14 protein-coding genes are annotated in these 19,940 nt (G+C 69.6%); 7 read left to right on the forward strand and 7 right to left on the reverse strand.

Features of this window, described 5'->3' with window-relative positions:
* Positions 1–2,831 (reverse strand): type I restriction endonuclease subunit R (locus D7W81_RS20320; protein ID WP_120557057.1); only part of this gene is annotated, 2,831 nt, incomplete at its 3' end.
* 197 nt (positions 2,832–3,028) lie between these two features.
* Positions 3,029–4,552 carry a flavin-containing monooxygenase gene (locus D7W81_RS20325; RefSeq protein WP_120557038.1) on the reverse strand — a complete coding sequence of 508 codons (1,524 nt, stop codon included), beginning with the start codon at positions 4,550–4,552 and terminating at the stop codon, positions 3,029–3,031.
* Between the two features lie 102 nt (positions 4,553–4,654).
* Between D7W81_RS20325 and D7W81_RS20330 the strand changes: the two genes are divergently transcribed.
* Together D7W81_RS20330 and D7W81_RS20335 are read left to right on the forward strand one after the other, a co-directional pair.
* On the forward strand, positions 4,655–5,251 hold the full coding sequence (locus tag D7W81_RS20330) for a TetR/AcrR family transcriptional regulator (RefSeq protein ID WP_120557039.1): 597 nt from the start codon (positions 4,655–4,657) through the stop codon (positions 5,249–5,251).
* A 185-nt stretch (positions 5,252–5,436) separates the two neighbouring features.
* On the forward strand, positions 5,437–6,306 hold the full coding sequence (locus D7W81_RS20335) for an alpha/beta hydrolase family protein (RefSeq protein WP_120557040.1): 870 nt from the start codon (positions 5,437–5,439) through the stop codon (positions 6,304–6,306).
* Between the two features lie 80 nt (positions 6,307–6,386).
* Here D7W81_RS20335 and D7W81_RS20340 read toward each other — a convergent pair whose 3' ends face one another.
* From D7W81_RS20340 to nhaA, 4 genes are all read right to left on the reverse strand, one after another.
* Complete coding sequence (locus tag D7W81_RS20340) at positions 6,387–7,892, reverse strand: TonB-dependent receptor (RefSeq protein WP_120557041.1); 1,506 nt, start codon at positions 7,890–7,892, stop codon at positions 6,387–6,389.
* The gene (locus tag D7W81_RS20345; protein WP_120557042.1) at positions 7,892–8,380 is read right to left on the reverse strand and encodes a hypothetical protein; all 489 of its coding nucleotides are present in this window, start codon (positions 8,378–8,380) and stop codon (positions 7,892–7,894) included. The genes D7W81_RS20340 and D7W81_RS20345 overlap by 1 nt, the downstream gene beginning before the upstream one ends.
* Before the next feature lie 153 nt (positions 8,381–8,533).
* Positions 8,534–10,219 (reverse strand): ABC1 kinase family protein, encoded by a 1,686-nt coding sequence (locus D7W81_RS20350; protein ID WP_120557043.1) that lies wholly within the window; start codon positions 10,217–10,219, stop codon positions 8,534–8,536.
* Positions 10,216–11,568, reverse strand: coding sequence for a Na+/H+ antiporter NhaA (gene nhaA, locus D7W81_RS20355; protein ID WP_120557044.1), 1,353 nt, complete (start codon positions 11,566–11,568; stop codon positions 10,216–10,218). The genes D7W81_RS20350 and nhaA overlap by 4 nt, the downstream gene beginning before the upstream one ends.
* 151 nt (positions 11,569–11,719) lie before the next feature.
* Here nhaA and mutS point away from each other — a divergent pair, with 151 nt between their 5' ends.
* The 5 genes from mutS (at position 11,720) to D7W81_RS20375 (ending at position 19,060) form a co-directional block, all read left to right on the forward strand.
* Positions 11,720–14,494, forward strand: a complete 2,775-nt coding sequence (gene mutS, locus D7W81_RS20360; RefSeq protein ID WP_120557045.1) for a DNA mismatch repair protein MutS — start codon at positions 11,720–11,722, stop codon at positions 14,492–14,494.
* A gap of 207 nt (positions 14,495–14,701) precedes the next feature.
* Complete coding sequence (locus D7W81_RS42025; protein WP_147445560.1) at positions 14,702–15,073, forward strand: hypothetical protein; 372 nt, start codon at positions 14,702–14,704, stop codon at positions 15,071–15,073.
* Positions 15,074–15,077: 4 nt separating this feature from the next.
* Positions 15,078–15,572 (forward strand): SMI1/KNR4 family protein, encoded by a 495-nt coding sequence (locus D7W81_RS20365; protein ID WP_120557046.1) that lies wholly within the window; start codon positions 15,078–15,080, stop codon positions 15,570–15,572.
* A 220-nt stretch (positions 15,573–15,792) separates the two neighbouring features.
* Positions 15,793–18,063 (forward strand): hypothetical protein, encoded by a 2,271-nt coding sequence (locus D7W81_RS20370; protein ID WP_147445561.1) that lies wholly within the window; start codon positions 15,793–15,795, stop codon positions 18,061–18,063.
* Between the two features lie 100 nt (positions 18,064–18,163).
* Positions 18,164–19,060 carry a universal stress protein gene (locus D7W81_RS20375; protein WP_120557048.1) on the forward strand — a complete coding sequence of 299 codons (897 nt, stop codon included), beginning with the start codon at positions 18,164–18,166 and terminating at the stop codon, positions 19,058–19,060.
* A gap of 18 nt (positions 19,061–19,078) precedes the next feature.
* Here the strand turns inward: D7W81_RS20375 and D7W81_RS20380 are convergent, their stop codons facing one another.
* A complete protein-coding gene (locus D7W81_RS20380; protein ID WP_120557049.1) occupies positions 19,079–19,849 on the reverse strand; it encodes a hypothetical protein in 771 nt (256 codons plus the stop codon).
* Positions 19,850–19,940: the final 91 nt, after the last annotated feature.

A 19,940-nucleotide genomic window follows, 5' to 3' on the forward strand; every position in this document is an offset into this window, starting at 1 on the left:
GACGTGCCCTTCTGGTTGAAGGGCACGTCCTCGAAGTCATCTTTCTCAATCCTGAAGCTCGCGGCGACGTGGTCCCTGATGAGCGCCAGCCACTGGCGCTGCTCATCTGAGAACTTCCGCCCCCGGTTCTCCTGCTGCGCAAGCCAGTTCTGGAACCGCTCCTCCACCTGTTCTGTGAAGGGCACCAACTGCCGGTCCTTGTGGAGCGCGAAGCGCACCAGCGACACGATGTCCGTGAGCAGCCGCTTGCCACCGGCCCCTCGTACCTTCGCCTTGTCGAGCGTCTCATACGCCCGCCAGAGCGCTTCAGGCGTCCACGTCCGGGGCGGCGCCTGGATGTCCTCGGCCAGTGCCTTGATGTCCTTGAACGTGAGCCGCTTCGCGTACGGCTGTGAGTACAGCACCTGGATGGCGGTGATCTCGTCCTTGTGCTCCTCGATGTATTGCTCGAAGGACTGCACCATGCCACGAGCCTTCTCGGTGGCTGCGGCGTCGAAGCCGGCTCCGAGAACTGTGTCCACGCTGACCGTGTCGAGCGTCTGCTCGAAGGTGCGCTTGATGAAAGCGAGTTCGTTGCGCAAGTCCGGGTTTCCCGCCAGCGGGGCCACCGCTGCCCGGATTGCCTCCTCCGCGGCCTTGGAGATCTGCGCGGCCGTCGGCTCTTCTCCAGTGAGCAGCTTGTTGGCCACCCGTGCTGCCTCGACATGCCGGTCCGGGTCGAGCGCCTCGACCAGCCCGCCGACCAGCTCTTCCAGGGACTTGCCGCGGGCCAACCTCGTGAGTCGTTCCTTCTCAGGCTTGCCCAGCCGCTGATTCATCCGGGCCAGGCGGCTGGCCAGCGAGGAGACGACATCGCGATCCGTGCCGCCGGCCGCCACGACCTGGAGCAGCTTCTCGAAGGCCACAGCGGGGTTCTTCTCCAGCGGGCGCGTATCGACGAAGTCGCTCTCACACATTCCCACGCAGTCCACGAGGATGAAGTGCGTCTTGGCGGGTGCGTCGGGAGTCACCGTCTGGAGGTCGCTCGAATTGATGACGCGGACTCCGCGCCCCTTCATCTGCTCGAAGAAGTTACGGCTCTTCACCGTGCGCATGAACATCACGATTTCCAGCGGCTTGATGTCGGTGCCGGTGGCGACCATGTCCACTGTCACTGCAATGCGCGGGTAATACGAATTGCGGAACGAGGACAGCAGATCCTCAGGCTTGATGCCGGTGGTCTTGTAGGTGACCTCTTCGACTTCCTTGCCTCCAGGCCCCTGTTTCTTCGTCACAATGCGAGCGGTGCCGGTTCGGTAGGTGATCTTCTCGCAGAAGTCGTTGCCCTTGCCGAACTCCTCCCGGAGGACGCGGACGATGTCGTCCGCATGCGAGTCGTCCTTGGCGAAGATGAGCGTCTTGGGGACCTCCTTGCGGCCAGGAAAGATTTCGGTGAAGAGCCGGTCCTTGAAGGTGCGAATGACGGTGCGGATCTGATCCACTGCCACCACGTCCCTGTCGAGCTGCTTGGCGGAGTAGGCCAGATCGTCATCGAGCTTCTGCCAGCGGACGGCCCGGGACTCGCGGTCCCGCTTGTCCACGTAGAGGCCCGCCTCCACCTTCGAGCCACCCTCGGTGATACGGGTGCGGATGCGATACACGTCGAAGGGCACGTTCACACTGTCGGCGACCGCAGCCTCGTGGCCGTACTCCATGACGAGGTTCTGGTGGAAGAAGCCGAGGGTCTGCTTGGAGGGCGTCGCCGTCAGGCCGACCAGGGAGGCGTCGAAGTACTCCAGCACCTGACGCCACAGGTTGTAGATGGAGCGGTGGGCTTCGTCGGTCCAAAGGAAGTCAAAGAGCTCGACGGGGATGTTCGGGTTGTAGGGGACAGGGAGCGGCTGGGGGCTCAACTCCGTGAGCGTGGTGAAGGCGGAGAGTTCCTCGTCGTCATCCTTCAGTTCCCGGCCCGAGAGCATCGAGTACACGCGCTGAATGGTGGCGATGCAGACCTTAGCCACCGGATCGAGCTTGTTCGAAGTGAGGTGCTGGACGTTGTACAGCTTGTGGAACTTCTTTCCGTCGTCGGGGGTGACGTACTGCTGAAACTCCTTCAGCGTCTGTCTGCCAAGGTTGGCCCGGTCCACGAGGAAGAGGACCCGCTTGGCGCCACCAAACTTGATGAGCCGGTAGATGGAGCTGACCGCGGTGAAGGTCTTTCCGGAGCCAGTGGCCATCTGGATGAGCGCGCGCGGCTTGCCTGCGTACAGGGAGGCTTCCAGGTTGCGCACGGCCTTGAGCTGGGCGGGCCACAGGCCTTCAGGCTCAAGGTCCGGCATCTGGCGGAGGCGCAGCCTCAACGTTGAGGGGAGGAGACTGCGCGGCGCGGGCTTGCCGTTCTCCAGGGGGAGCAGTGGTGGTGGGTTCTTCTCCGGGTCGAGCCACTCCGCCAGCGTTTCGGGCTTGTGGAAGTGGAAGAGGCGGCGGCTGCGCGGATCCGGGTCCAGGCGGTTGGTGAACTGCGTCTCTACGCCCGTGCTCTCGTAGAGGAACGGCAGCGGGGTGACGTGGGCGGGGAAGAGGCGTGGCACGCCGCGCGCGTACTTCTCCGACTGCACCTCGATGCCGCTGAGGGGGGTGCCTTCTTTCTTGGCCTCGACGACACCGGCCAGTTTCCCGGCGACATAGAGGGCGTAATCGGCCGTTCCGTGGCCCCGTTCCAGTGGGAACTCGCGGATGGCCACCCCAAGGCCGGCGGTGACGTTCATCTCCGCGAAGTCCTGAACGAGCCAACCGGCGCTCTGGAGCGCGGCATCGATGTTCGTGCGGGCAGCAGCTTCGGGCGTAGGCATCGGGCGCCGATTTTCGCTGAAAGCCCCAGCCACGGCGATCCCGAAGTCCTCACAGGGTGCCTGCCACGTCAGGTCGCCCGGGTGGGCACCTCTCGCACATCAACCTAGGCGACCTGTTCCGCAGATCGGTCTGACGGCCAGACAGGCTTCACGCGCGGAGGCGAGGCCCGCCGTCCTTGCCCTGAAGCCGCATGCGCTCAGCCACGGCCCACCTCCGGAAGCAAAGCCTGCCGTGAGCCGCCGCTTGCTGCCCCCCGGAACTCCATGGCGTCGTCATCCACCCGGCCGTAGCGCATCAGCAGCAGGTCCCGCACGTAGTTCTGGTGCAGCCGCCACGGGGCACGCGCGCCCTGTCGTGGGAGCGAGTCCAGCGCGCGCTGCACGTACCCGGAGCTGAAGTCGAGCACGGGCTCCGGCGTCTCGCCCGGGCCGCGCACGCGGGGCACGCATTGCGTGTAGCCGTGCTGCTGCATGTGATTGAGCAGGCGACAGGTGTACTCCGCCACCAGGTCGCACTTCAGCGTCCACGACGCGTTGGTGTACCCGAAGGCCGCGACGAGGTTGGGCACGTCGCTGAACATCATTCCCTTGTACGCCAGGGTCCGCGACAGCTGGACGGGCTCGCCGTCCACGGCCAGCGCCAGGCCGCTCAATATCTTCACGTTCAGCCCCGTGGCCGTGACGACGAGGTCCGCGTCCAGGTGCTTCCCCGAGCGCAGCTGGAGGCCCGTCTCGGTGAAGGACTCGATGTGGTCCGTCACCACGGAGGCGTGCCCCTCGCGGATGGCGCGGAAGAGGTCGCCATCCGGGGCGACGCACAGCCGCTCGTCCCACGGGTTGTAGCGGGGGGCGAAGTGCGTATCGACGTCGTACGCCTTGCCGAGCGCGCGACGCACGCCCAGGCGCAGGAGCCACTTCATCAGCCCCGGCCGGCTGCGCGCCAGGTTGTAGAGGAACATGCCGCGCAGCACGTTCTTCCAGCGGGCGGCCGCATACGCCACGCCGCGGGGAAGCACGTGTCCCAGCGCCTTCGCGACGCTGTCCTGCGCCGGCTGATCCGCGATGTACGTGGGCGAGCGCTGCAGCATGGTGACGTGCTCGGCACGCCCGGCCATCGCGGGGACCAGCGTCACCGCCGTCGCGCCACTGCCGATGACGACCACGCGCTTGCCCGCGTAGTCCAGGTCCTCGGGCCAGTGCTGCGGGTGCACGATGCGCCCCCCGAAGCGCTCCGTGCCGGGCCACGTGGGCGTGTAGCCGCTCGAGTAGTCGTAATAGCCGGTGCAGGCGTAGAGGAGGCCGCAGGTCATGCGGACCGGGACGCGCTCGGGGCCTACCTCGACGTCCACCGTCCAGCGCGCGCTCTCAGAGGACCACTCGGCCCGCGTCACCCGGTGGTGGTAGCGGATCCGCTGGTCGATGCCGTACGCCGCCGCGGTCTCCTCGATGTACGCCTTGATGGACGGCCCATCCGCGATGGCCTTGCCGCCATGCCACGGCCGGAACCGGTACCCGAGCGTGTACATGTCCGAGTCGGAGCGGATGCCCGGGTAGCGGAACAAATCCCACGTGCCCCCCATGGCCCCGCGCCCCTCCAGGATGGCGTAGCTCCGGGTGGGGCAGCGCGTCTGCAGATGGAACGCGGCGCCGATGCCCGACAGGCCCGCGCCGATGATCAACACGTCCACGTGCGAGGGCGGCTCGGTGGAGGACAGGGGCATGACGGGACTCCTCGTGGTACAGGAAGGTACCCAGCCTATAAGTCTATTGAAGTGAGGTCGCAGTGACATCTGGTACCTTCAAGTACCAGCCTCGGGAGCCGCATGAAGCCTCCTTCCGACCAGGCAGGTGAAGCGCCCCGGGACCGGCTCGTCGCGGGGCTGGCGCAGGCCATCCTCGAGGTGGGCTACGGCCGGCTGACCATCGCGGACATCGTGCGGCACGCGCGCGTGTCGAAGCGCACGTTCTACGAGCACTTCGAGGACAAGGAGGCGTGCCTGCTGGCGCTCTACGCGACGCACAGCGCCCGGCTCCTGGAGGAGGTCGAAGCGGCCATCCAGCACGCGCCTCCGGGCGAGCTGCGGGCCAGCATTGGAGCGGCGGTCTACCTCTCCAGCCTCCAGAGCCGGCCAGGGCTCGTGCGGACGCTGCTCGTGGAGATATTGCACGTCGGCCCGAAGGGCTTCGCGCTGCGCCGCCGGGTCATGCGGAGCTTCGCGGAGCTGATGCGGCGGGAGTTCGCGTCGGCGGGCACGGGGGACGCGCTGTCGCCGGCGCTGGCCATGGCGCTCGTCGGCGGCATCAACGAGCTCATCCTGGAGGCCGTGGAGGAGGACCGCGTCGACCGGCTCTCGGAGCTGGCCGGTCCGGTCGCGGCGTTCGTGCGGGGCCTGCTGGAGGCACGGACCGCGGCGAAGTGAGCGGCGCTCAGTCCATGTGCTCCAGGGGGAGGCTCCAGGGCACGGCCCCGCTGAGACATGGGCTGCCTCCTGGAAGGGGCGAGCGGTGTGTCACCTGCATCGGGCTGCCGTCGCACACTGTCTTGCCCGGCCTGAATTCACATGTTAGCCGGAAGGTTCTCAAGCGAGGCCGCTCATGAGGGGCCATGGCACGTACGACTCCGCACCGCATCCGCTGCGCCGATGGCTTCGAACTCCAGTCCACGCTGCACAGCCCGGAGGGCCCGGTCCGGGGCGTGGTGCTGTTGCATCCCGCCACCGCCATGCCCGCGAGCATGTACTTCGCGTTCGCCGCGCGGCTGACGGACGACGGCTTCGCGGCGGTGACCTACAACTACCGGGGCGTGCACCCGTCGGGCGTGGCGAAGCAGACGCGTGCCGGGTTCCTCACCTGGACTGACCAGGACGTGGACGCGGTGACCCGCTGGGCGGCGGAGTGCCACCCGGGGCTGCCGGTGCTGGCCGTGGGACACAGCTTCGGCGGCCACGCCATTGGACTGAGCGCGAGCAGCCAGCACCTCACCGCCGCGGTGATGGTGGCGGCCCAGGCCGGGAGCCTGCGGTTCATCCGCTCCAGGCGGGAGCGGCTGCTGGTCGCGATGTACCTGAAGGCCATCGGGCCGCTGTGCGCACGGTTCCTGGGCTACATGCCCTATGCGCGGCTGGGGCTCGGCGAGGACGTGCCCGCCCAGGCGGCCCTGGAGTGGAGCCACTGGGCGTCGCTGCCCCGCTTCTACTTCGATGACCCGCGCGTGGACGCCGCGGCCCGGTTCCAACGGCTGCGCATCCCGGTGCTGGCCATCGGGCTGGAGGACGACCCCTGGGGGCCTCCCGAAGCCATCGACCTCGTCTGCCAGCACCTCACCGGCTGTGACGTGGAGCGCCGGCAGCTCTCCCCCGAGGACAGCGCCGGCCAGGGCATCTGCCACCTGGGCTTCTTCCGCGAGCACCATGCCGCCACGCTCTGGCCCACGGTGATGGACTGGCTGCGCCGCCACGCTCCGGCGCGCGGCTGAGCAGGCTCAGCGCTTCTGAAGCGCTGCATCCGTCGCCACCGGTCCGTGTCGTGCACGGACCGGCGGTGTCACGCGGGCTGCTAGTAGCGGAAGCCCAGCTGGAGCGACAGGCCGGGGTACTGGTCCACCGCGCCACCGGCGACGTAGGGGTCGCCCGGCTCCGGGTTGAACTTGAAGAAGTAGCGGCGCAGGTCCGCCTTCAGCCGCACGTCCAGGACGCGGTTGAGCCGGTACGCCAGCGAGGCGCTGCCCGTGACGGCGCCCGCGGACATGCGCGGGAACCACGTGTCAGAGGACAGCTCTCCAGAGTCCAGCGGGTGCTGGTAGCCAAGCCGGAAGTTGAAGTCGAACTTCTCCGACAGCGCCGCCCGCAGGCCCAGCGTCAGGCCCGCCGTCTTGTACTCCACGTTGGGCAGGTCCAACGGCCGCTCGCCGTCCACCGCGTCGATGCGGAACGTGTTCATCCCGTACGTGCCGCTGACCTCGAAGCCGTAGCGCTCCGCCTGGCCAAAGGGCATCACGTAGCGCAGGCCCGCCGTCCACTCGCGCGCCGTGGTGGGGTAGGAGACCGCCCCCGTGGAGCCCGTGGACTTCAGGCCGAAGGACTGATCAATCGAGCCCGTGAGGCCCAGCCGCGCCAGCGCTCCCTGCTGGAAGGGCGCGAGCGGATACACCGTCACGTCGCCCGCGAGCTGGGGCGCGCCCGGCAGCGCGAGGCCGCCCACGTCCGTGCCCAGCGTGTACGGCCGCAGCACGCCGAACACGTCGTCCTTGTAGCGCAGCGACCGGCCGAAGAGCTTCAGGCCCAGCGCGCCCTCCACCAGCGGCGAGGAGCGCGCTCCCGTCCGCGTGGAGACCGCGTCGTCCTGCGTCTCCGGTGCCTTGACCTCCTTCTTCGGCGCGGCGGCCACCGGCTTGCGGATGGGCTCCGCGACAGGCGTCTTGGGCGCCGGAGCCTGGGCCGGCGTCTGCGCGATGGGCTCCGCGGGCTTCACCGCCGGCTCGGGCTCCACCGGCGTGGGCGGGGTGGGGGCCACCGGGGCGGCCTCCGGCGCGCGGGACTTCTGCAGGCCGCGCTCCAGCGCCGTCCACTGCCGCTTCACCGCCACGGGCACCAGCTTCGCCGTGGCGGGCTTCGCGGCGGCCGGCGAGGCCAGCGCCTTGCCGTCCCGGCCGTTGCGCACGGTGACGCGCACCTGCGGCTTCTTGCCCACGGTGGACGTGTCCGCCACCAGCACCGCGCTCAGGCCCAGCTCGCTCGCGACGGCGGCGGCGCCCGCGGGCTGCGTGGGGTCCACCCCCAGGCGCGAGGCGGCGGAGCGCACCGCGGACTCCGGGGCAATTTCATAGCGGGCCGGACGGCGGGCCAGCTCCGCCTCCAGCGCGGCGCGCGCGGCGTCCGCGTGCGGACCGGAGGCAAGCACCGCCACGCGGCGCGTCTCCACCACCTTCGCGGCCTTGGACTTCTTCGTCGCGGACTGCGCCGTCCTGGCGGACGCCTTCTTCGGCGCGGCCCAGGCGGCGGGAGCGAGCAGCAGGGCCGCGCCCAGCAGGGCCGCGGCGGAGGCATGACGGGTGCGGATCATCACGGGCTCGGCTTTCCGGCGACGAGCCACTGCGTGAGGCACGCGGTGTCCGCGGCGTTCATCGACCCGCCCAGCGGCATCTGCGCGCCGCAGCCCGGCGACGGCGTGAGCTTCTTCAGGAAGAAGGACTCGGACGGGTTGGCGCTGTCCGCCAGCGGCTTGGAGTTGCAGGCCGCGTTGGTGGTGTAGAGCCGCCCGGGGAGGCCGGACGCCTGCAGGTCGAAGCCCCCGCCCGCCGACCCCTTGGCCTCCGTGGAGTGACACGACAGGCACTGCGCTTGGATGATGCTCGCGCCGGTGGTGCCCGGCGCGCAGGAGCTGGTGCCCCCGGTGAAGCGCTCGGGTTCATCAAGCCCGCCAGCACAGCCGGCGGTGGTGGCGAGGAGCGCGGCCGCGAACAGCGTGGCCAGCGGGGCGCGGTACGGACGACGGGCGGCGGATGGGTTCGCGGACAAGTCGAGCACGGGGGGCAAGAGGGGAAGCGACAAGCCCCGCAGACTACCCGGCCCACGCATGACTGTGCATCCCTGAACGGATCCGTTCGCGCTTGCGTGACACGTGCTCCCTGCGCCTGCCTGCCCCTCGCGGGGTGGGCCGGTGTCACACCTGCGGCCCTCCGGAAGCCCGTTGGGGGTCCCCGGCTACCTGCGCTTCTTGAGGAAGCGGGTCACGCTGACCTTCCCGAACCGGCCGCCGAACAGGTACCAGGTGAGGACCGCGCCAAAGAGGGCCGCCGCCAGCGCGATGCCGACGATGCCCAGCACCGGCGTGTTCCCGTACATGGGCGGCCGGGGCGCGAAGGCGATGAACGCGCCCACGATGAAGCCGCACGCGCACAGGCCCAGGAAGGCGATGACGGCCACGCTGCGCAGGTTCTCGTTGAGCTTGTCGAACTGCTCCGCGCGCACCGTGACGCTGAACTTGCCCGTCTCCAGGTCCAGCAATATCTGCGACAGCTGCGTGGGCAGGTCCTGCGCCATGGACTGGAAGCGCAACAGCGTGCGCATCAGGCCGCCCTGCAGCTGCGTCGGGTCATACCGGCCCGCCATCAGCTCCTTCGCGTACGGCAGCGCGACCTCGATGATGTTCAGCTCCGGGTACAGCCCGCGCAGCATGCCTTCCGTGGAGATGGAGGCGCGCGACAGGAGCGCGTACTCCTTGGGGATGCGGATGCGGTACTTCACCGCCAGGTCCAACAGGTCGCGCAGGAGCGTGCGCGCGTCCACCTGGCCCAGCGTGGTGGGCAGGTGCTGGCCCAGGATGGCCTCGATGTCGTTGCGGAAGCCCATCAGGTTGGCTCGCGCGTCCGGCACGCCCACCCGGTAGAGGATGCGCGCCACGGAGTCGCTGTCCTTGAGCGCCACCGCCAGGCACAGCATCACCAGCGTCTCCTGCATGGGGCGGGTGAGCCGGCCCACCACGCCGAAGTCCAGGAGCGCCAGCCGGTTGCCCTCCATGAGGAGCACGTTGCCGGGGTGCGGGTCGCCGTGGAAGAGGCCGTCGTCGAAGAGCTGGCGGAAGCTGGCCTCCAGGATGTTCTGGGCAATCTGCTTGCGGTCCGCTTCGGCCAGGACCGCGGGGTTGATCTTCTCCCCGCGGATGAACTCCATGGTGAGCACGGTGCGGCTGGAGAGCGCCGCGTGCACGCGCGGGACCTTGAGGTACGGGCGGTCCTTGTGGTTCTCCAGGAACGCCCGGATGTTGGTGGCCTCGTTGATGAAGTCCAGCTCCTCGTGGATGGCCCGGTCGAACTCGTCCACGATGCCGGACGGCGTGTAGATGCCCGTCTCCTCCACTACGGCTTCCAGCAGGCGCGCCAGCGAGCGCAGCACGCCCAGGTCCGCGTCGATGCGCTGGGCGATGCCGGGGCGCTGCACCTTGATGACGACCTCTTCCCCCTCCAGCGTCACCGCGCGGTGCACCTGGGCGATGGACGCGGCGGCGAGCGGCTCCGGGTCCACCTGGGCGAACAGCTCGTGCACGTCCTTGCCCAGCGCGTCGCGGATCTGCGCGTGGACGTCCTCCAGCGGGATGGCCTCCACGTTGTCCTGGAGCGTGGCCAGCTCCTCCACGAACTCCGCGGGCAACAGGTCCGCGCGCGTGGAGAGCACCTGGCCCAGCTTGATGAACGTGGGGCCCAGCTCCGCCAGGAAGAGGCGGAAGCGGCGCGCGGTGGACTCGCGGCGGGCCTCGTCGGAGACCTCCACCTTCTCCTTGCGGCCACCGAGCAGGCGCCACACGCCCGCGCGTTCGGTCACCTCGCCAAAACCGTGGCGGGCGGCGATGAGGGCAATCTGCCGGATGCGGTTGAGGTCCTGGAGGTTCATGGCGGAGCGGGCACCGCCGCCGGGGACGGCCGGGCCACGTAGCGCAATAGCACGTAGCCCACCACGGCGGAGAGCAGCGAGCCCGTCAGGATGCCCAGCTTTGCTTCCGCCAACAGTGCCGGCTGTCCGGCGAAGGCCAGCCCCCCCACGAAGAGGGCCACCGTGAAGCCGATGCCGGCCACCACCGCCACCCCGTGCAGCTGCGCCATGCTGCCGCCCGCGGGCAGGGGGGACACGCCCGCCTTCACCGCCGCCCAGGTGAACAGGAAGATGCCCAGCTGCTTGCCCACGAAGAGGCCCACGATGATGCCCAGGGGCAGGGGCTTGAGCAGATCCGAAGGGGACATGCCGGACACGTCCACGCCGGAGTTGGCCAGCGCGAACAGGGGCACGATGCCGTAGGCCACGTACCCGTGCCACAGGTGCACGAAGCGGTTGAGGGGCGGCTCGATGTCCTCCAGCGCCTCCTCGATGTGGAGCAGCTGCGCGCCCCGCGCGGACTCGTCGTCCGGCCGGGACACCAGGCCGTTGACGTACGCGGCCAGCTCCTCCAGCACCTCGCGCCCCGGACGGCTGGGAAGCGCGGGGATGCACAGCCCCAGCACCACGCCGGACAGGGTCGCGTGGATGCCGCCGTGGTGCATGGCGTACCAGAGCGCCACGCCCACGAGCGCGTAGACGAGGCCGTTGCGCACGTAGAAGCGGTTGAGCCCCCAGAGCACCGCGACAAGCCCCGCGCCCACGGCGAGCCACTCCACGTGCAGGCCCGTGCCGTAGAAGAGCGCGATGACGAGGATGCCGCCGATGTCGTCGAAGATGGCGAGCGCGGTGAGGAACACCACCAGCCCGTGGCCCACGCGCGCCTTCACCAGCGTGAGACACCCGATGGCGAACGCGATGTCGGTGGCCATGGGGATGGCCCAGCCGCCTTGCGCGGGGGTGCCGTGGGTGAAGGCGAGGTAGAGCCCCGCGGGCACCACCATGCCCCCCAGCGCGGCGATGAGCGGCAGCAGCGCGCGGGAGAAGGTGCGCAGCTCGCCCGCGGCGAGTTCGCGCTTGATCTCCATCCCCACGAGGAAGAAGAAGAGCGTCATCAGCCCGTCGTTGATGAGCTCGCGGAAGGTGAAGTGGCCGCCGTGGCCCACGATCTCCAGGTGCAGCGGCGCGTCGAAGACGGCGGCGTAGGTGTCGCCCCAGGGGGAGTTGGCCCAGGCGAGCGCGGCCACCGCGCAGAGCGCGAGGAGGATGCCGCTGCTGGCCTCCAGCCGGAAGAAGGCCTGCACCGGGGCCAGGGCCACCTTGAACAGGGCGGGGACGGGAGGACGGTTCGTTATGGGAGGGGTCGCCATGTCGGCGGGCAGCCTGCCGGGGGGCCGTGGGACTGCAAACCGTTTTCGGAACGTGCCCTGCCGAAATGTCGGACGGCGGTGGTAGGCATACGCGCCAGGTAGGGAATCCGGCTCGTTGATCCGGGGGTAAGGTCGTGAGAGAAGGTCGGGGATGGCGGTGACGCAGCAGACGAAGACAGGCAGGGCGGCGGACGGGGTGCTGCCCGACGAGGACACGACTCCGGAAGTCGGAACAGGTGAGCCCCCCGCGGGAGCCCGGGAGATCGCCTCCCTGACCCCGATGATGCGCCAGTACCTGGAGGTGAAGGCGCTCCATCCGGACACGGTGCTCTTCTTCCGGCTGGGTGACTTCTACGAGATGTTCTTCGAGGACGCGGTGAAGGCCTCGGAGCTCCTGCAGATCACCCTCACGGCGCGAGCCAAGGGCGCGGACAAGATCCCCATGTGCGGGGTGCCGTACCACTCCTCGCGCCGGTACATCGCGAAGCTGGTGGAGCACGGCCTGAAGGTGGCCATCTGCGAGCAGGTGACGGAGCCGGGCGCGGGGCCGGGCATCGTGCAGCGCGAAGTCACCCGCGTCATCACTCCCGGAATGGTGCTGGACGACGAGGTGCTGGAGCCGCAGGCCAGCAACTTCCTGGCGGCCGTGGCTTGGGGCGAGGCGGGCTTCGGCGCGGCGCTGCTGGAGGCGTCCACCGGCGAGTTCTACACCTTCGAGGCGCAGGGGCTGTCGGAGCTGGTGGAGGGGCTGTCGCGCGTGGAGCCGCGCGAATTGCTGGTGCCGGCGGGCATGCGTGAAGCGCCAGAGGTGGTGCAGATCTGCCAGCGGCTGTCGCGCGTGCCGGCCGTGGCGGAAGGCGAGGGCGCGGCCTTCGAGCACACGCGGGCCTCCGCGTTCCTGCGCTCGCACTTCAACGTGCAGTCGCTGTCCGCGTTCGGGCTGGACGGCTCGCCGCTGGCCACCGGGGCGGCCGGGGCCGCGCTGCGCTACCTCAAGGACACGCAGAAGACGCCCGCGGCGCACGTGGACCGGCTGTCGCGCCAGGAGCGCGCGGGGTGCCTCGTGATGGACGAGTCCTCGCGGGGCAATCTGGAGGTGCTCAAGAGCCTGCGCGACGGCGGACGCAAGGGGTCGCTGCTGGGCGTGCTGGACCGGACGGCCACGGGCCTGGGCGCGCGTAAGCTGGCGCGGTGGCTGTCCGCGCCGCTGTGCTCGCTGCCGGAGATTGAAGCGCGGCTGGACGCGGTGGAGGAACTGTCCGGCAAGAGCGTGTGGCGCGAGGAGCTGGTGGCCACGCTCAAGGAGGTGGGCGACCTGGAGCGGCTCTGCGGCCGGCTGTCGCTGGGCGCGGGCAACGCGAGGGATTTGCGCGCGCTGGGGCTGTCGCTGTCGCAGCTGCCCCGGCTGGGCGCGGCGCTCGCGCGGTGTGACGCGGCGCTGCTCCAGTCGCTGTCCGGACCGCTGGCCGCGCTGCCGGAGCTGGCGGACCTGCTGATGCGCGCGGTGATGGACGAGCCGCCAGTCATCATCCGCGAGGGCGGCTTCATCCGGCCGGGCTTCCACGCGGACCTGGATGACCTGGTGGCGCTGTCCACCACGGGCAAGGACTACCTGCTCAAGCTGGAGCAGCGGGAGAAGGACCGCACGGGCATCTCTTCGCTGAAGATCCGCTACAACAAGGTGTTTGGTTACTACCTGGAGGTGACGAAGGCGAACCTCCACGCGGTGCCCAAGGACTACATCCGCAAGCAGACCACGGTGGGCGCGGAGCGCTTCGTCACCGAGGAGCTGAAGGAGTACGAGGAGAAGGTCCTCACCGCGGAGGAGCGCCGCGTGGTGCTGGAGCTCCAGCTGTTCGAGGAGCTGCGCACGAAGGTGATTGCCTCGGCGCCGGCCATCCGCTCCGCGGCGGAGGCCGTGGCCACTGCGGACGCGCTGGTGTCGTTCGCGCGGTGCGCGGCGGAGTACGGCTACACGCGGCCCCAGGTGGACTCCGGCGAGGGGCTGACCATCACGGGCGGGCGGCACCCGGTGGTGGAGCGGATGCTGGGCTCGGGCGAGTCCTTCGTGCCCAACGACGTGCGGTTGGATCCGGAGGACGCGCAGCTGCTGGTCATCACCGGCCCGAACATGGCGGGCAAGAGCACGGTGATGCGGCAGGTGGCGCTGACGGCGCTGATGGCGCAGGCGGGCTCGTTCGTGCCCGCGAAGTCAGCGCGCATCGGCCTGTGTGACCGCATCTTCACGCGCGTGGGCGCGGCGGACAACCTGGCGCGCGGGCAGTCCACGTTCATGGTGGAGATGACGGAGACCAGCCACATCCTCCATCACGCCACCCGGAAGAGCCTGGTCATCCTGGATGAGATTGGCCGTGGCACGTCCACGTTCGACGGCCTCTCCATCGCGTGGGCGGTGGCGGAGCACATCCACGACAAGGTGGGTGCGCGCTCGCTCTTCGCCACGCACTACCACGAGCTGGTGGACCTGGCGCGCGAGCGGCCCCGGGTGAAGAACCTGTGCGTCGCGGTGAAGGAGCAGGGCGGCAAGGTCATCTTCCTGCGCAAGCTGGTGCCCGGCGGGGCCAGCCGCTCCTACGGCATCGAGGTCGCGAAGCTCGCCGGGCTGCCGCCGGAGGTGGTGTCGCGAGCCCGCGAGCTGCTCCAGAACCTGGAGTCCGGTGAGCTGGACGACGCGGGCCGCCCCCGCGTGGCGGTGCGATCCACCAAGCGCACGGCGGTGGCGAACGCGGGGCAGCTGGGGCTGTTCGGCGGCGCACCGCAGCCGGCGCCCGTGGCCACGCCGCCCGTGCCTCCCGCGCACGCGGAGGTGCTGGAGTCGCTTCGCTCCGCGAGCATCGATCGGATGACCCCGCTGGACGCGCTCAACCTGCTGGCGAAGTTGAAGCAGGAGCTGGGCTCGGCCTGAAGAAATCCGTCACTTGAGGCCCCCCATCGCGTGCCCTGGCACGCGGTGGGGCCTTTCAGGTCATGAGGCGCCGCACAGTAGGGTGCGCGCCCATGACAATGACAAACACGCCTTCCTGGCGCTGTCTGGCCGTCCTGGCCCTCGCGTTCCTCATGGGATGCGCCGAGGGTGCAATGACCACCACGGGCGGTATTCTGGCTTGCGGACGTGAAGATGGACTTCACGGGGGAGGTTGTTCGGGCCGGAAGCCGGTTCGGCATGGCGAACTGTTGCTGTAACTACCCGGCATTGAGCAACGCTCAGACCGAAGCGTCCCGGAGGAAGTGGAACAATATCCGCACGGGGTTTCGGGAACGGTGGTCAGAAAAGTTCGGAGAGTGGCCCCGCGAGGCCAACGGGGATCCGTACCAAGGGCACCACATCCGGGACCTCAAGCATGGAGGCAACCCCACAGACTGGGACAACATCATCCCATTCCCCAAAGAACTCCACGAAGACCTGCTTACGCCCTACAACCAGTGCTACGCGAGCCAGCCCCCGTGGACGAGTCCCGGAGGCAGCTACCCCTACGGAGAGTAGCCGCATGACGATGACGGCCTTGCTCGAAGAGGTTTCACGCCTCCACCACGTGCACCCTCCCGCGACGCCTGCGCAAATCGATGCGTTCGAACAACGCATGGGGTGGCGCCTGGACGCGGACATGCGCGCGTTCTACCTGCATTGCGATGGGGCCGAACTCTTCGGCCAGTGGAGCCCCGAATACGGGCGAGTCATCGACCCGGCGTTCCGCTTCTTTCCGCTGGCGATGATCCGTCGTGCGCGGGTGGTCATGTTCAAGGATGACTCCGACCGGGCCGGACCCGCGTCGTGGTACGCGGCATGCGAGGTCCGGGACAGCAACTACATCCTCGTGGACGTGAGCGAGCAGCACGACGGCCGATATCCCATCATCGACGGCTACCGCGAAGCGTTCCCGGACCCGTACTACTGCCGCCGCATCGCGGACTCGTTCGGGGAGTTCCTGGCAGGGCCCCTGACATCGAACGAACAGTGGTTCTGGCTTCGCGAAGAGGAGTAACCAGTGCACGGCGCCTGATCTTCTTGAACAGGTTGGGACCGCAAGCATTGACCGGATGACCTGCTGGCGAAGTTGAAGCAGGAGCTGGGCTCGGCCTGAGGGGCAGTGCGGTCGCACGCAATCGCTTCCGTCCTCGTTCGATAATGGAATCAGGACGGAAGCAAAGGGGGCTGTTTCCACAACGGTGCTTCCGTCCGCTTGCCCTGGGGGAGGGCTGCGAATGAGCACCATTTCGAATGCAGGTTCGTCGTCTGGCGTGTCACAGGTGAGCACGACGTGGGAGCCGGAGCCGTATGTTCCGCCCCCGCCGCCTCCACCTCCGCCCGAGCCGCAGGATGCCTTCGTGGCAACCGCGCCGCGCAAGGGGCCGGACCTGCTGGGGTACGGCGCGACGGCTTCCACCCTCTCAACGGCGACGAGCGTCTCGTCCACGCAGGCGGTGTCGGACAGCGCTTCCACCGTGAACGTGTCGGAGGCGTGGACGCTGCTGACGCAGGGGTATTCGCAGGCGCGCAACCTCACCGGCGCGGCGAACGCGGCGCTGGAGAAGGCGGCGGGCAACCCCGCGCTCCAGGCGAAGCTCATTGATTTGTTGCAGGCGACTCCCGCGCGCACGCTGGAGGACGCGCTGTCAAAGGACTTCGCCCATGGCGTGAAGGAGGCGGTGCCCAACCCGCCGCCGCGTCCCCCGGGCGTCACCTCCGTGGGCACGCTGCGCGTGGCGGACAGCGCGCTGGAGGCGGTGGCGAAGCAGGGGAGTCCCACGACGATGAAGCCCGCGCTGGAGGCGGCGGCGAAGCGGGGCCACCTGCTGCCCGCGGACCGCGACGTGCTGGTGTCCTGCCTGGGCCGAGCGGGCGCGGCCGTGGACGCGAAGCTGGATGCGGCGGTGGCCGAGGTGCACACCGCGGAGCTGGCGTACACGGCGGCCCTGGCGGAGCGGGACGCGCTGGAGCAGCGGCTCGCGGGGGACATCGCGTCCTTCGGCCCGTACCTCACCGACAATCAACAGCGCGCGTACATCGAGGAGTTCCGCAAGCTGCACGGGCCCGACTACGCCCGCTTCGAGACGAAGGCGAAGACGCTGGAGGCCGCGCTCGCGCGCAACGCGCCCCAGTTGGAGCAGGCCCTGCGCGGGCCGGATGGCTCCGCGCACGCCCGGTCCATCCAGGCCGCGTACACCGCGCTGGCCCAGTCGAAGGGCGCGGGCGAGGCGCTCAAGTGGGCCGCGAAGATGGAGGCGCCCGGTTCCGCGTTCGCGCCCTTCATGGCGTCGCTGCCGCTGGACACCGTGCGGGAGAAGGCCGTCTCCGGCGCGCTGGTGAGCTTCTACGAGAAGTTCCCCCAGGCCACGCCCACGGAGGCGGTGGACCACATCCAGAAGCTGCTGGTCGACGGGTACCTGTTGCAGCAACTGGGCGGCGCGAAGGTGGACGTCCAGGTCAACAACCTGCCGCAGGCGATGCGCACGGGGCTCGCGGGCCTGCGGGACCTGGCCGCGGGAAGGACCCAGGCGGGATTGAACACGCTGAAGGGGCTGGAGTCCGGCTCGTCGCGGTGGGGCGGGGCGTTCGCGGCGGCGGGGATCGTGCTGGGCTTCCTCCAGTCGAATCAGTCCGCGAAGGCGCAGGATGCCCTGGGCACGTTGTGGGCGAAGACCTTCACGGGCCAGCAGGTCGCCAGCCTCACGAGCACCGCGCTGAACGCGGTGAACAAGTCCGGTGGTGCACTGGTGGCCACGAGGGTCGCGGGAGGCCTGGGCGCCTTCGGGGCCGCGCTGGACCTGGTGGTGCAGGGCAAGGAGATCGCCGCGGGGCAGGGCAACGCGGGGACCGGCCTGTCCATCGCGGGGGACGTGATGGGCATTGTCGGCGGGGCCCTGGTCGCGGTGGGCTCCACGGGCGTGGGAGCCCCGTTGGCGGCGGTGGGCGCGGCGGTCTACATCATGGGCGAGCTGGTCAGCATGAGCATCCTGTCCCGGCAGGCGTACGAGCGCGCGGAGCAACTGCGCACGGAGCAGCGCACGCTGCTGGGCCGCGCGGGCGCGGACGCGGAGCAGGTCACCAACCTGGAGAAGTACTCGTCACCGGAGCAGGTGGCCTCGCTGGTGAAGTCCACCGGGTGGACGCGCGACCAGGTGCTCTCGCTGGGCAAGACCTACCCGGACTTCTTCCCGGCCGCTGCGTCATTCCTTCCGCAGATGGACAAGGTGGCCAACGACTTCGGGCTCACGCCGGAGCAGCGCTTCAAGATGCTCCACGGGATTGGCGCGAACGGCCGGGATGGCAAGGGCAGCGCGCATGCGCTGACCAAGTTCGCGGAGGCGGTGCGCAACTACCCCAAGAACTCGGTGGGCATCACCGTGCCACCGGGCCTGTCGAAGAAGGAGCAGTGGATCCACTTCCTCCGGGAGATGGGCAACCGCACGGGCTCCTACGACGGTCAAGGCCCCAGCAACGCGGCCATCTTCCTGGAGCGGTTGAACCGCTGACGCGGGCGCGGCAGGTCCACGACAGCGTGCGGACGAACGGCGGGTAGGGCGCCAGGAGGCGTGGGGACGCTGCTCGCGCAGCGGTTGCCTATCCTACGGGATGACCCCCACGCGAAAACCGCCGCCGCTCCTCCAGACGGTGCTCGTTGCCACCGACTTCTCACCCGCCGGAGCGCGCGCCGTGGAGCGGACGGCCCACCTGCCGCTCGCCCCGGCGGCGGCCGTCACCCTGGTGCACGCACTGCCGGGACGGGCGCCCAAGGAGTTCGTGGAGCAGGCCCGGGAGCGGGCCGGAAGGACGCTGGCGGTCGTCGCCCACGAACTCCACGCCTCGCTTCACGCCGCGGGCTCCAGCGCCTCCGTCGAGGCGCGGATCGTGTTCGGGAAGCCGGCCCCCACGCTCGTGCGCCAGGCCGAGTCTACTGGCGCGGACCTGGTCGTCCTGGGCCGCCATGGCCGCCGGCCCGTGCGGGACCTGTTCCTGGGCTCCACCGCCGAACACGTCATCCGGTACGGCCCGTCCCCGGTGCTCGTGGTCCACGGGCTCGTGGAGGAACGGTACCGCCGTCCCCTGGTGGCCGTGGACGCTGAGGAGACGGCGCGGCACGCCGCGGGCTTCCTGCCCGCCCTGTTGGAGCCGCGCACCTCGCTGCGGCTCATCCACGCGTACGAGTCGCCGTTGGAATACATGGTCTTCCCAGGGCTGACGCGCGAGGAGCGCGCGCGGTACCGGGAGCGGTTCAAGGACTCCGCGCTGCGCCAGCTCCGTGCGCTTCACCGGCATCTGGACACCCTGGACCTGCGCTACCGTCAGGCCCTCGAGCACGGCAGCCCGTACTCCATCATCCTGAAGGAGGCGCGCCGGCACCGGGCGGACCTGCTCGCGCTCGGCACCCAGGCTCGCTCCGGCGTGTCGCGCTTCCTGCTGGGGAGCGTGGCGACGGACGTGATTCGCGAGGCCAGCTGCGACGTCCTCGTGGTCCGGCCCCCCGAGTAGGTGCGCGGCAGCGGACCGTCACCGGTCGCAGTTATGGGTGTTGTCCACGAGGGTCCGCTCGCGCTCCTGGGGATACAGCGTGTCGCCGTCGATGACGTACTTCACCCGCGTCTCATAGACGTTGGGGCCCGCCGTGCAGCCGGCCCCGATGGAGAGGAGCGTCACCGTCGGCCCCGCTCCATCCAGGGTGGGGATGAACCCCGACTGCTTCGCGAACTCATTCATGCGGGGGTCGCCACTGCGCTCGTCGAAGCCGAGCAGCTCTCCGTCGGGAGCTCGCAGCATCACGCGCAAGGCCTGGAGGGTCGGCTTGTACGGATCCTTCGACTCCGGGCCCTGCAGCAGGACGGCCGTCAGGGTGCCGGCCTTCTTCTTCCACGACTTCGACTGGACGACGCGCCACTCGGGGCCCAGCTGGGGGCACGCCAGGGGCTCCGCCCACGTCACGTCGCGCGCGTACACGGCCGGCTCGAAGGCCTTGAGCGTCTCCAGCACCTTCGACCCCGCGGCCGGCTCACAGGCGCCGAGCACCACCACCACGAACCCCGGCTTGAGCCCCGGTACGGTGCCGCTCTGGACGATGCGCGGGTAGCCCTCCGCCACCTTCAGCGTGCCTGCCCATTCTTTCGTCTTCGCGCGCGCCTGCCACCGGCCCAGGGACGCCTCGGCTTCAGCGGTGTCCTTGCCGCCACCCCAGATGAGGAGCTGGGCCGGCCGGGGCGGCTCCGCGCCCGCCACGCCCGTCCATGCCAGTACGGCCGCCACCAACACGAATCCGCTCGCCTTCATGATGTCCCCCTGTGGGTCCGACCCGACGGCGAGGAATCCTACAATGCGCGGCCGACGCGCGCCGCTCATGACGGGCCCCAACCGCATGGGC

The organism is Corallococcus aberystwythensis (assembly GCF_003612165.1).
In the GTDB taxonomy this organism is placed as follows: domain Bacteria; phylum Myxococcota; class Myxococcia; order Myxococcales; family Myxococcaceae; genus Corallococcus; species Corallococcus aberystwythensis.